The 12985-nt window shown below is 45.6% G+C and carries 13 protein-coding genes; 5 read left to right on the top strand and 8 right to left on the bottom strand.

All coding sequences use genetic code 11. From position 1 onward, the window contains the following. The first annotated feature begins 4 nt into the window (after window positions 1-4). Window positions 5-604, top strand: coding sequence for a carboxypeptidase-like regulatory domain-containing protein (locus tag LDX50_RS17410; RefSeq protein ID WP_225698583.1), 600 nt, complete (start codon window positions 5-7; stop codon window positions 602-604). On the opposite strand, the gene crcB is transcribed toward LDX50_RS17410, so the two are convergent. The 8 genes from crcB to LDX50_RS17370 form a co-directional block, all read right to left on the bottom strand. Next, window positions 605-976 (bottom strand): fluoride efflux transporter CrcB, encoded by a 372-nt coding sequence (gene crcB, locus LDX50_RS17405; protein ID WP_225698582.1) that lies wholly within the window; start codon window positions 974-976, stop codon window positions 605-607. A gap of 2 nt (window positions 977-978) precedes the next feature. Next, window positions 979-1425, bottom strand: a complete 447-nt coding sequence (locus LDX50_RS17400) for a hypothetical protein (protein WP_225698581.1) — start codon at window positions 1423-1425, stop codon at window positions 979-981. A gap of 33 nt (window positions 1426-1458) precedes the next feature. Further along, complete coding sequence (locus LDX50_RS17395) at window positions 1459-2475, bottom strand: hypothetical protein (RefSeq protein ID WP_225698580.1); 1017 nt, start codon at window positions 2473-2475, stop codon at window positions 1459-1461. Window positions 2476-2565: 90 nt separating this feature from the next. Then, window positions 2566-3588, bottom strand: coding sequence for a glutamine synthetase beta-grasp domain-containing protein (locus LDX50_RS17390; protein ID WP_225698579.1), 1023 nt, complete (start codon window positions 3586-3588; stop codon window positions 2566-2568). A gap of 135 nt (window positions 3589-3723) precedes the next feature. Then, window positions 3724-4761 (bottom strand): outer membrane beta-barrel protein, encoded by a 1038-nt coding sequence (locus LDX50_RS17385; protein ID WP_225698578.1) that lies wholly within the window; start codon window positions 4759-4761, stop codon window positions 3724-3726. Between the two features lie 84 nt (window positions 4762-4845). After that, a complete protein-coding gene (locus LDX50_RS17380) occupies window positions 4846-6039 on the bottom strand; it encodes an ammonium transporter (RefSeq protein ID WP_420828565.1) in 1194 nt (397 codons plus the stop codon). 525 nt (window positions 6040-6564) lie between these two features. Continuing rightward, a complete protein-coding gene (locus LDX50_RS17375) occupies window positions 6565-6951 on the bottom strand; it encodes a hypothetical protein (RefSeq protein ID WP_225698576.1) in 387 nt (128 codons plus the stop codon). Between the two features lie 78 nt (window positions 6952-7029). Then, complete coding sequence (locus tag LDX50_RS17370) at window positions 7030-8613, bottom strand: hypothetical protein (RefSeq protein ID WP_225698575.1); 1584 nt, start codon at window positions 8611-8613, stop codon at window positions 7030-7032. A gap of 140 nt (window positions 8614-8753) precedes the next feature. Here LDX50_RS17370 and LDX50_RS17365 point away from each other — a divergent pair, with 140 nt between their 5' ends. The 4 genes from LDX50_RS17365 to leuB are packed head-to-tail and all read left to right on the top strand — an operon-like array spanning window position 8754 to window position 12980. Continuing rightward, entirely contained in the window at window positions 8754-9917 is a 1164-nt protein-coding gene (locus tag LDX50_RS17365) for a 2-isopropylmalate synthase (protein ID WP_225698574.1), read from the top strand. A 3-nt stretch (window positions 9918-9920) separates the two neighbouring features. Further along, window positions 9921-11321: a 3-isopropylmalate dehydratase large subunit gene (gene leuC / locus LDX50_RS17360; protein ID WP_225698573.1), complete on the top strand. Its 1401-nt coding sequence runs from the start codon at window positions 9921-9923 to the stop codon at window positions 11319-11321. Then, window positions 11314-11901, top strand: coding sequence for a 3-isopropylmalate dehydratase small subunit (leuD, locus tag LDX50_RS17355; RefSeq protein ID WP_225698572.1), 588 nt, complete (start codon window positions 11314-11316; stop codon window positions 11899-11901). The genes leuC and leuD overlap by 8 nt, the downstream gene beginning before the upstream one ends. Continuing rightward, a complete protein-coding gene (leuB, locus tag LDX50_RS17350; protein ID WP_225698571.1) occupies window positions 11898-12980 on the top strand; it encodes a 3-isopropylmalate dehydrogenase in 1083 nt (360 codons plus the stop codon). The genes leuD and leuB overlap by 4 nt, the downstream gene beginning before the upstream one ends. Window positions 12981-12985: the final 5 nt, after the last annotated feature.

Below are 12985 nucleotides of genomic sequence, written 5' to 3'. Positions count from 1 at the left end.
GATAATGAATTGGCGATTTGCACTGGTAGTAATTTTCGTTCTGGGCAGCGTAGAGCTCAATGCCCAGCGTGTAGGAAATCCGATATTGCTAACCGGGGTTGTGATGGATGCCGATCAGCAAAAAGCATTGCCGTACGTGAATATCCAGCTTGGAGGTACGGTTTACGGAACTGCCAGTGATTCCAACGGCTATTTTTCAATTTTTATTAATCCGGGTGATACACTGCGATTCACTTCAATCGGATATCGCCCGGCCTATTTTGTCATGCCTTATGAGGTTTCGAATAAGCGGTATTCGTTGATCCAGTTAATGTGGCAGGAATCGATTCTGCTTCCGGAAGTGGTGGTTTTTCCATGGCCAACGCTGGATCATTTCAAGGATGCTTTTCTGGATGCGGAATTGCCTGTAACGCAGGATGATATTGTTCGTGAATTTCAAGCGGATGTGCGGCAGGAGGTAAAAGCGAATCAGCTCACTGAATATGAAGCGGATCAGCAACGGTATCAGCGATTGTATGAGCTGAATCTGATATTTCCGCCCAATAATTTTCTTAACCCCATGCGCTGGTCTAATTTCATCAGGGATGTGGGTAAGAAAGAGTAATCAGATTGCCTTTCCAATCACAATGCCGCCAAAAATCATCAGTATGCCGATGGCAAAACTGGCGACAGTATAGCCGGCCAGCTGCAGATATTCCTGGTTGTTGAACATATTCCAGTTCTCCAGCGCAAACGTTGAAAAAGTGGTAAAGCTTCCACAAAATCCGACTGCGAAAAACAACCGCGCAATATTCGTTTCCGCACCTCTTATCAGGAAATATCCAATGAAAATCCCCAGGACAAAGCTTCCCAACATGTTTACCGTGAAGGTTGCCAATGGCATATTCCGTTCTTTTTCCAGCCATATATAAAATAAATACCGGCAGATACTGCCAGCAAAACCACCCAGGCCAACAACGAGTAAATTTTTAATCATAGTTAAATTCGGATTTGTTTACCGGCGCATTTGGATTTCAGGTATTTGAGGGTCTCTTTGTACCTGGAATGTTCCTGCATCGAGATATCAAGTGTCTTGTGTGTTGAATGTTTGATCTGAAGTTCACGGTAAGTGCCGGAAGCCGTTTTAATTGATTCCTCCTTCCAGGAAATGATCTCTTTCACTGAAAATTCGGTGTGCCTCATTCTAACCGGGTAATGCACGTGTATTTTACCTTTTCCTATGCTGATCCTTTTATAGGACCAGAGCGTTCTGATTAATATGGCAGTTCCAAGTGGTAAAAACAGAATGGCCAGGACATACTTGTACCACGCGGCATGTACATCGTTGATGAGTCCGAATAAACCATAGATGCCACCGGCCATCGATATCAGGACAAACAATCCGATTGATATCAGCGTGCTTGATTTGGGTTTTACCAAAATCATAGTTAAAGGTACATTTTTCCCCTGAATTCTTTTTTAAAGTACAGTGAGTAAGCTTTGGCGAACTAAGGCGCCCATGCTTTCGCATTTAAGAAATTCCTTGTTCCGGTAATGTTGTGCAAGGTCCTTGCGCAATGACTTTACATTTTCAGGCGGGGCCAGCGTATCCGCGGTCATCACATCGAGCAGCTCGTCGATCACTTCGCGACCTGCTTTCAGCCTGTTAGCAATGAGTGAACGTTCTTCTTTCTGGTATTGCTTCACTGTTTCGGGGGTCAGGCAATGAAGACCTACCTCGATCAACGCATTATTCTGCTTAAAATATTGGGGCAGGTAGATGGATTTTCTTCCTTCATAGGACTGCTGGTCAAAGTCAATCGCCCGGATCCGATATACCACATCTTCAAAATCCGGTGTGATGTCCACGACGAAATTACTCGAATGCATATCGCCCAGCAGTCGGATAAAACAACGCTCGTTAAATTTTACAAATTCCTTGCTCAGTCGGGTGGCATTCAGATGCTGGTCGTTCAGATAGGTCTTAATGAACTGGTCTCCGGGAATTCCAATGATATGTTCCTCTATCAGCGTATTCTCATGCACGAGATAGCTGATCCTGTTCGGGGATAGCAGGTGTTCGAGTTCCAGGCCATAAATACGGGAAGCATCGGCATTTTTGATATAGAAGTAATCAAAGTTGTCATTGATGCGGTTTACCACCCGAACCCGGAAGGGCTGTGTGTTTCCATAAATACACAGGTCGATGCGGTCAATAAAAAGGTGCTCCATAACCGACATATCTCCGTCGGCCTTCAAAAGGGCGTAAATCTTTTTTACGCTGTTATGGATTGCCTTCATGTCATCCTGTGAGTAGATAACCGTTTCCCACAGGGTATCATGGTCATTCTTGTCTATTAATGGTAGCGAATTATCGTACCGGAGAAGATCGGTATAGGTAATGGGCAAATCGGCTTCCCGTCCATTATGGATGAGATAACCGCGGAGACCCCGGCTGATCGGATAGGGTATTTTCTTTTTGGAGATAACGGCCATGTGACATAAATACAAAAATCCGGCCGCATTGTAAAGTGTCGGGGAATGAATAGGGCGGAGGTTTGTGTTCGCCCCCGCCCTGAGAAACTGTTATTGCATTACTGCGACTTCGGCAGTTTTTACGGTCTTGATAATGCGACCCGCAACTTTGTACGGGTCTGCATTGGACGCAGGACGCCGATCTTCCAGCCATCCCCTCCAGCCGTTTTCAACCGTTCCGATTGGAATCCGGATGGAGGCGCCACGGTCTGAAACCCCATAGCTGAACTTGTCTATGGATTGCGTTTCATGCGCTCCGGTAAGACGCTGGTGGTTGTCTGCACCATATACCTCAATATGCTCGTGCTTAACGGGCTCAAATGCCTGGCAGATTACGTCATATACATCCTTTGAGCCGGCTTCACGTAATGTGGAATTCGAGAAATTGGCGTGCATGCCCGATCCATTCCAGTCACCTTTTACAGGTTTCGGGTGCCAGTTCACCGACAGACCGTATTTTTCTGCAGTCCTTTCCAGCAGGTAACGTGCAATCCATACCTGGTCACCGGCACTCTTTGCACCTTTTGAAAAAACCTGGAATTCCCATTGTCCAGTTGCCACTTCCGCATTGATTCCCTCAACGTTGATACCGGCTTCAAGGCAAAGGTCCAGGTGTTCTTCAATGATTTCCCTGCCGTATGCGTTGGTTGCTCCAACTGAACAGTAGTAAGGACCCTGCGGACGGGGATATCCTGCTTCAGGAAATCCAAAGGGCAGATTTGCGGATGGGTTCCAGAGGAAATATTCCTGTTCAAATCCAAACCAGAAATCATTATCATCATCATCAATGAGGGCACGACCATTGGTGATGTGGGGCGTGCCATCCGGATTCAGAACCTCGGTCATCACCAGGTAGCCATTGGTGCGTGCCGGGTCCGGAAAACAAGCAACAGGCTTCAGCAGACAATCTGATGAATGGCCTTCTGCCTGTTGGGTGGAGCTTCCATCGAAACACCACATCGGGCAATCTTCTACGTTGCCACTGAAATTTGAAACGATTTTTGTTTTGCTGCGAAGTCCCTGGGTTGGCGCGGTGCCATCAAGCCAGATGTACTCAAGTTTTGATTTTATCATGATTTAAGATGTTAGTGGTTCAAATTTTACCCCAAAAATAATATTTAGATATATAAATTTTAATTATAGGGTAAAAAAATAACCTGTTATATAAAATTACGATATGTAAACTGTCAATTAAGGTCATTTTCGATCTTAGAATGCGTAAACAGCGGCTAATGTAATTTGTGAAGCCTGTGCAACGGCCGCTTCATTGGAATCCATAAAAGCATCGAAGGATACGTTATCAAGTCGGACTTCCCCGATAAAGCGGAAATTTTTGTAGGAATAATTCGCGGTAACGGTACTCGCAAATACACTTTCGGATTCCGAGATAACCGTACCGGATTCGGTGGTTGCTTCCTTATAGGAGAAGAACTCTTCACGTAATCCAATCGAAAACGCTTCACTTATTGAGAACTGGGGATACAGGGCGACGCCGGTGTATCCGCCTTTTTCATCACCGGCAATTGAATAGTCCGCCGCATTCAGTCCGAGGTAAAACTTCTCGCTGATCTGGAAGCCGGTGGTGAGATCAAAGATTGTTCCTGAAGGAGAGCCCGTAACCATATTCAGGTAGACCGACCAGCCCTCGACCGGCTGGATAAAGATCTGCGCTCCAAAATCACTAACACCGTTTTCGTCGTTGTATACATTCCAGTCATTGAATATACCCACCATGATCGCGAAATTATCGCTGATGGTGATATCGGCCTTCAGACCGGAATTCTGGAACGGACCGTTTGTAAAAAGGTAGGAAGTTGAGTAGTTAAAGTTGCCCACAGGTGAAATCACTTCATAGCCAACAAATGTTCCCATGTAGCCGGCCGTAAGAGAAAGCACATCATTGAATGCGTAGCTTACATACAGGTTTTGGATGCCCACAATGGCTCTTTCTTCGTCGCCCAGATCAAAAAGCGGGATCGATTTAAAACTTCTGGGTCCAAACGACAGTTCTCCGACAAAGCTGGCCTTTCCTAGTGTCTGACTGAGGGCCACGTCAACCATTCCAATCGAAATTGAGTTGCGATCATCGGCAAAGGAAGTTCCGATATTATCCTGTCCGGAAAAATCGTAGGTATAGTAGGTATCTACGGAGCCGGAAATGGTGAGCGAGTCTTTTTTATCCTGACCGAAGGAAGAGAGAAAGGTAAAAGTCAGGCACAGGGTGAGTAGTAAATGTACATTTTTCATGTAATTTTGGGTTAAGGTTAATGAAGAGTTAACTGCAGGCTCGCCGGAAGATGTTGCAGCAGTTCCGGTGAGCCTTATTTTTTCTTATTGATCGTAGGTGATTGTATAACCACGGATTCCATGTTCGTGTGAATCGAGTCCTTCGCGTTCATGCTGTTCAGACACCCGGATTCCGATGGTATATTTCAGAATGGTAAAAATGATGTAAGCCGATATGAATGCAGCGGCTCCACAGACGAGTACACCTTTCAGCTGAGGCCAGAACGCCATGTCATTTCCGTCACCGTCGATGCCGAAAATTCCTACTGCCAGCGTTCCCCATATTCCGCATGTCAGGTGTACCGAAACTGCTCCGACGCAATCATCCAGTTTGAATTTGTCAAGGGTAATCGCGGAGAGTACGACAAGGATGCCTGCTACCAGGCCCACAAAACAGGCCCATCCAGGACTGATCACATCGGCACCAGCGGTAATCCCCACAAGTCCGGCCAGAATCCCATTCAGTACCATGCCCAGGTCAAGGCGTTTAAATACAACGTATCCGGTAATGAAACCGCCCAAAGCCCCGGTACAGGCCGCCAGACAGGTTGTTACGAGTACATAGGATACAATAGCCGGATCAGCGCTGAGCACGGATCCACCGTTAAATCCAAACCATCCAAACCACAGGAGGAATACCCCGATCACGGCCAAAGGAACACTGGAGCCGGGTTTGTCGATGACTTTTCCGTCGACATATTTGCCCAGTCGCGGACCGATGATCATGATGCCTGCCAGGGCACCCCAGCCACCTACCGAATGCACAAGTGTTGATCCGGCAAAATCATAGAATCCGGCTGCATCCAGTGCGCCCGCACCCCATTTCCAGCTTCCGATAACCGGATAAACCAACCCAACAAATATGATGGTGAAGATGAGGTATGCTGATATCTTAATGCGCTCTGCTACCGCACCCGATACGATGGTCGCCGCAGTAGCGGCAAACATGGCCTGAAAGAGGAAGTCGGTCCAGTACGTATAACCCGCTGAGGCATATTCCACCGTATTTCCATTTTCCGGAAGACTTAACGGGAACCCGCCAAATCCGAACCAGCCCGGCTCTGCAAATCCCGGATACATCAGGCTGAAGCCAATCAGGTAATACGTGAGAATTCCAATGATTGGGGTTAACGTGTTTTTAAAGAGTACGTTTACGGTATTTTTAGCTTGGGTGAAGCCAGCTTCGACACCAGCAAAGCCCAGGTGCATAATGAATACAAGGGCGGTAGCCAGCATCATCCATACGTTGTTGGCAGTAAACAACGCCTGTGTTCCATCACTGATGGTCTGACTCACTTCCGCTGTTTCCAGAACAGCAGCTGTTCCTGCATCTCCAAGGATACCGGATAATTGTACACTAAGATCGAGTGTAAATAGTTCTCTCATAATATTTTATTTCTTGTTAGTGGTATAAGGCAGAATAAAATATGCCTGAATCTGCGGGCAAGAAAATAATGTTTTGAGAGATAAGGAAATTATTGATGATAAAAAATAACCCTGTTTCTTGAAAAATTTACAATTTATTATGCTTATAGGTTAATTAAATGCCATTATACTTCAGATAATTGTAATGATATTCCAATATAGGGTATAAAATGACCCTCGTTTGTGAAAAATTAATAATTTTTTGAAAATAATTTCGCATTGAAACAATTGTCCTAAAATTTTGTTTTCGCCTAAAAAAAAATACCCATTTGTTACATGGGCATTCAATTTTATAGAGGTGTGGGTTAAAAAATACCCGGTTCTGTGAATTAATCAGTCTTATTGAACTGCTTTGCTTTCATTAATAGCTGTAAGCATTTTTTCCTTTACTTCGTTAATCCGGATCAATTCTTCACGGTAATAGTTTATCTGTGCATCGGGATCCTCGCTGAATTTATCGCGGTCGAATGAACGCATCCATTCCATCATGGATTCGTCTGCTGAATTCAGGTTGCTGATTGTTTCACGCAGCATGATAATACGGGCGGAATCATTCTCAGAATTGATCATTTCCTGAATACGGCCCTTTTCTTTCATGATATCGTCCATTTTGGGCATGACCTCATCATGAACGGCCATTACTTCGTTAAACAAATCTTCAGACGGATTACTGCATCCGGAAAACAGGACCAAAGAAATAAAAAGTAATATGTATTGTGTTCGCATGGGAAATGACTTTTGATCAAAATTACCTAATAAATGCTGTAGTCGCGTAACGAAAGTTACAATCCTTGCCGGCCTTCGTTACAAAGTCTGGTTCTCGCTCGCCATGGTTCGTTGCCGGGCTATTCTCCGCATTGCTTTCTGGTGGATGATCTCTCCAACTTTATGATTATTGCTTTTTGATTCCAGCCATGAAATAATATCGAAATACATGAATGCCCTTCGTTCGTAGGGGTTATGCTGCAGGGGAACCAGCTGGTCGCGCAGTTCATTGAATGCTTCCATTAATTCTTCTTCGGATAAGTGGGCATCCAATTTTTTCAGAAAACTGAGGATATACTTTTGAAAGGAGTACAGGTCCTTCTTTCGAAGCAGGAAGCGGTATGTCGACCGGATGTAATAATCTATGACATCTGTATTGCCCAGTTCATAGTGACTGATCAGACTTAATATCCGCGCGAAAGAGTGAATATCTTCACGCAGATCAATATTTTCGGAAGTGAAAATCCGGTTCAGCCAACGGATGCAGTTCCCATATTTCTGATCCCCGAAATAAAGACAGGCCACCTTGTAAAAAAGTATGATGCGTGAATGATTGTCTAGTTGCCTGATAAAAGGCTCAAGGAGCGGTTCAATTTTTTCGATCAAAGAAACACCATGGCCGAAATCGCCCAGCATAAAGATTCGGTTGAATTCATGCACGTACGTATATTTATACAGGCGCATCCGGATGTTTTCATTCATTGTATGCCTTGGATAATGGCGGATTTCCCTGAGCCTTCTGCTGGTTTCAACAAAATCATCGTAGGAATACATCTTGTACTGGGCAATCATCAGTGTATTGATCGCACTCAGGTAATCATTGGTCCGTGAGTAGCGGATCTCCTTATGCTCATCGAAAAGATCAAGCCACTTGCGGGCGTATTTGAGTCCGCTGTCAAAATCCTGGATAAATGAATAATACCCGGAAAGTAATTGATAAAGGCTTAGTTTTTCCGTAAGCGAGAGTTCTTGCTCAATAAAATCAGGCAGTTCCTTTTCAAAAAGTCGTTGGATGTGATTATAATCACTCTGATTTCGGATAAATCCGATTCTGTAATAGATTGCGTTCAGTCGGGCAGCCAGGTTGGTGAACTTGTTTACATTGTTGATACGTTCATTCACCTGCTGAACCTCCCGCACGATGCGGTTCACCCGCTGCTCATTACCGGCACCAACCGTTTGGGTAAGTATATTCTTTTCCCACTTAAGAATTTCGAGCTGCAACTCCAGGTTGTCGATGCTGCCAACCTTTTTACGGGCTTTTTTTAATATCTGAACACATTGGTCGTATAAACCCCGGTTAAAGAGGATCTGCACATGATCGATCATCTCGCGTATCTGGATCTCAAGTGAGTGGGACTGACTGTACTGACGCATACACTGAAGTACACGCTGATACAGATGAGCCTTGAGGTTGGAGATCTGTGTTGGAGAAATATCCGGAATAGAATTCAGAAGTGCTTCCTCATCGTACTCAGTTTGTTCAGAAAGCCCGTTAAATAAAAGAATGAATTTCTTTTCCGAAGACCCGTTGCGCGAAGCCCACACATTGAAATATCTTCTTTCAGCTGGTTTCATGGTTTGAACAAGCGAATGCAATGCTGTGGATTTTGATCTTGCCATCGTAATAAATATGACGAAAAATATCTTTTAAGCCGTATAATAATCAATATTATTGATTCAGGAATCGTAAATATAATACTTTTTGGCATTTACTTCCGTTGCGGGTAACCATACCTTTGATTTTGACCAAATTAGTAAGTATGGCTACAGAGAACAGAATTTACATTTTTGATACCACGTTGCGGGATGGTGAACAGGTGCCCGGGTGCGGACTCACCAAGAAGGAAAAGGTACGTCTTGCCCAGGCACTGGAGGATTTAGGGGTAGACATAATTGAGGCGGGTTTTCCGATAAGCAGTCCGGGAGATTTCGAAGCTGTGAAGTCTGTTGCCGAAGTGATTCGTAATTCATCTGTTTGTGCCTTATCGAGGGCAGTTGAGCAGGACATTGTTACTGCAGCCAGGGCGATTGAAAATGCGGTTCGTCCACGTATCCATACAGGAATCGGTACTTCCGATCAGCATGTTTTTACCAAGCTTCGTACAACCCGCGACCGGATCCTTGAAAAGGCGCATTTCTGTGTTAGCACGGCTAAAAAGTATGTGGATGACGTTGAATTTTATGCGGAAGATGCCGGCAGAACAGAGAACAGCTTTTTGGCCCAGGTGATTCAGGAGGCCGTGAATGCTGGTGCTACAGTAGTAAACATTCCTGATACGACGGGCTACTGCCTGCCTTCGGAATACGGTCAAAAAATTAAATACCTGATTGATCATGTGAAGGGCATCGAGAATGTGATTATATCTACACATTGCCACAATGATCTCGGACTTTCTACTGCCAACAGTGTGGAGGCCATACAGCAGGGTGCCCGTCAGGTGGAATGTACCATCAACGGAATTGGTGAAAGGGCTGGAAACACTTCGCTCGAGGAGGTTGTAATGATCCTCAAAAAACACAATTGGCTCAACTACACCACCGGAATTCACACAGAAAAGCTTTATTCCATGAGCCGGCTAATCTCGGAAACCATGAATATGCCGGTTCAGCCTAATAAGGCAATCGTCGGAGCAAATGCATTTGCGCACTCTTCCGGGATTCATCAGGACGGTGTCATTAAAAACAGGGATAATTATGAAATCATCGATCCTGCAGAAGTAGGAGTTAATAAATCTTCCATCATACTTACCGCGCGGAGTGGTCGTGCCGCCCTGAATTTCCGCCTCGGTCAACTGGGTATCCAGCTTGCCCGCCCGGAGCTTGAATCTGCCTATGAAGAATTTTTGGCTGTCGCAGACCAGGTTTCTGTGGTTGAAGACGAGCATTTGCAGGAAATCGTAGCGAAACTTCAAGACGTAGCCTGATTTATGGGAAAGACACTTTTTGACAAGGTGTGGGACCGTCATGTTGTGGAGGTTATTCCCGACGGCCCGCAAGTCGTATATATCGATACGCATTTTATCCATGAAGTAACGAGTCCGCAAGCCTTTGCCGGATTACGAAAACGGGGAATCGGCGTTTTTCGTCCGAAACAAACCGTCGCAACCGCTGATCACAATGTTCCTACGATCGACCAGCATTTGCCGATTCGCGATGCCTTATCCAGGCATCAGGTTGACACCCTTATAAAGAACTGTGAAGCATTTGGGGTTGAATTATACGGGCTCGGGCATCCTTACCAGGGAATCGTGCATGTTATCGGACCTGAACTGGGAATCACACAACCCGGAATGACTATCGTTTGCGGAGACAGCCATACGTCTACGCATGGGGCATTTGGAAATATTGCATTTGGAATCGGAACAAGTGAGGTGGAACAGGTACTGGCAACCCAGTGCATTCTCCAAACAAAGCCAAAGAAAATGAAGATCGAAGTAAACGGATCACTGCGCTCCGGTGTACTGTCGAAGGATATCATACTTCATATCATTTCGAAAATCAGTACCAGCGGCTGTACGGGTCATTTTGTGGAATTTGCCGGATCAGCGATCCGCAGCCTTTCCATGGAAGCGCGTATGACCATCTGTAATATGAGCATTGAAATGGGTGCCCGGGGTGGTATGATCGCTCCGGATGAAACAACCTTTGAGTATATGAAGGGACGAACATTCGCACCGAAGGGCGCAGAGTGGGACCGCAAAGTAGCGGAGTGGCGCGAGCTGTTTACAGATGACGATGCTGTTTTCGACAAGGTTCACACATTTAATGCCGGCGAAATCGAACCCATGATCACCTATGGTACAAACCCGGCCATGGGAATCGGCATTACCCAGCGAATTCCGGAAATGGAAGGAAATAAGGAAGATACCACCCTGAAAAAGGCGCTGAAATACATGGATTTATCAGCCGGAGCACCCTTACTCGGACAGCGAATTGATTACGTATTTATTGGAAGCTGTACGAACTCCCGGATTGAAGATCTTCGCCTGGTGGCAGACCTGGTTAAAGGGCGTAAAAAGGCGGATCACGTGACAGCATTGATCATACCAGGTTCGAGACAGGTAGAGGAACAGGCGAAAAGCGAGGGCCTTGACAAGGTACTTGAGTCGGCGGGGTTCGAACTCCGTCAGCCGGGATGTTCGGCCTGTTTGGGCATGAATGAGGACAAGGTTCCGGACGGGAAATATTGCGTTTCCACGTCAAACAGAAATTTTGAGGGCCGGCAGGGTCCTGGTGCGCGTACCATGCTGGCGAGTCCGCTCACAGCTGCAGCAGCTGCACTCAATGGATATATTTCGGATGTGAGAGAATTAATGACTAATGGATAAGTTCAGGAAAATAGAATCTACCGTTGTTCCGTTGCCGCTGGAGAATGTTGATACGGATCAGATAATTCCCGCAAGGTTTTTAAAAGCCACAACACGGGAAGGTTTTGGCGATAATCTTTTCCGAGACTGGCGGTACAAATCAGATGGAACGCCGAATCAGGATTTTATTCTGAACCAGGATAATATCAAAGGAGAAATACTGGTAGCGGGAAAGAATTTCGGATGTGGCAGCAGCAGGGAGCACGCGGCCTGGGCTATCTATGATCATGGCTTCAAGGTGGTGGTTTCAAGTTTCTTTGCAGATATATTCAGAAATAATGCATTGAACAACGGACTTCTTCCCGTGCAGGTTTCAGAAGAATTCCTGGACAGGATCTTCCTGGAAAGGGAACGGGATGAAGACCTGAGGGTCACGGTAAACCTCGAAGAACAACTGATCACACTGGAATCAACAGGTGAAAGCGAGGAATTCGATGTGAATCCCTATAAGAGATACTGCCTCATTAACGGATATGATGATATCGATTATTTGCTCAGCAAACGGGAAGCAATTGAGGAATTTGAAAAGAACAGATCATGAATAAGAAAATAGCCGTGTTGTCGGGTGATGGTATCGGTCCGGAAGTAACTCACCAGGCCGTTCAGGTACTGGAATCGGTTGCCGACAGATTTGGCCATCAATTTATTTTTGAAGAGGCCCTCATTGGCGCATGTGCCATTGACCAGACCGGGGATCCATTCCCACAAGATACAGAACAGGTTTGCCGTAATGCTGATGCCATTTTGTTCGGTGCGATCGGCCATCCTAAATACGATAATGATCCCTCCGCAAAGGTACGCCCCGAACAGGGTTTGCTGGCGATGCGTAAAAAATTAGGATTATATGCCAATGTAAGACCTGTCACCAGCTATGAAGCGCTGGAGGACAAGTCTCCATTGAAAAATGAAATTGTGCACGGGACAGATTTTGTGGTCTTTCGTGAACTTACCGGAGGCATTTATTTCGGTGAGCCGCGTGGACGTACAGAAAATGGCGCAACAGCTTTTGATACCTGTGTTTACAGTCGTCACGAGATCGAGCGCATTGCACATCAGGCATTTCAGGCGGCTCAGAAAAGAGGTAAGCATCTGACCCTGGTGGATAAAGCAAATGTACTCGCAACCTCGAGACTATGGCGGGAAGTCGTGAAATCTATGGCAGCCGGGTATCCTGATGTTGAGCTTGACTTTATGTTTGTTGATAATGCGGCGATGAAAATTATTCTGAATCCGGGATTCTTCGACGTGATTCTTACCGAGAATATGTTTGGAGATATCATCACAGACGAAGCCAGTGTTCTTGCGGGTTCGTTGGGCATGCTTCCTTCAGCAAGCACAGGTGACTCCTATGCATTGTACGAACCGATTCATGGTTCCTACCCTGAGGCAGCCGGAAAGAATATAGCGAACCCTGTAGGCGCGATCCTGTCGGCAGCCATGTTACTGGAATATTCATTTGATATGCTGGAAGAAAGTGCTGCAATTCGCGAGGCTGTAGCCGCTTCTATTACTGAAGGAATCGTCACTTCGGATATCGATGCGTCTTCCACGTATGGCACAACAGAGGTTGGTGCGCATATTATTTCACTGCTGAAATCTTCAGTTTCCCTTAAATCCTAGAAATA

The organism is Fulvivirga sedimenti (genome assembly GCF_020328055.1).
Note: the sequence above shows the minus strand (reverse complement) of the source record. Positions and strands in the feature narration are given on the sequence as shown.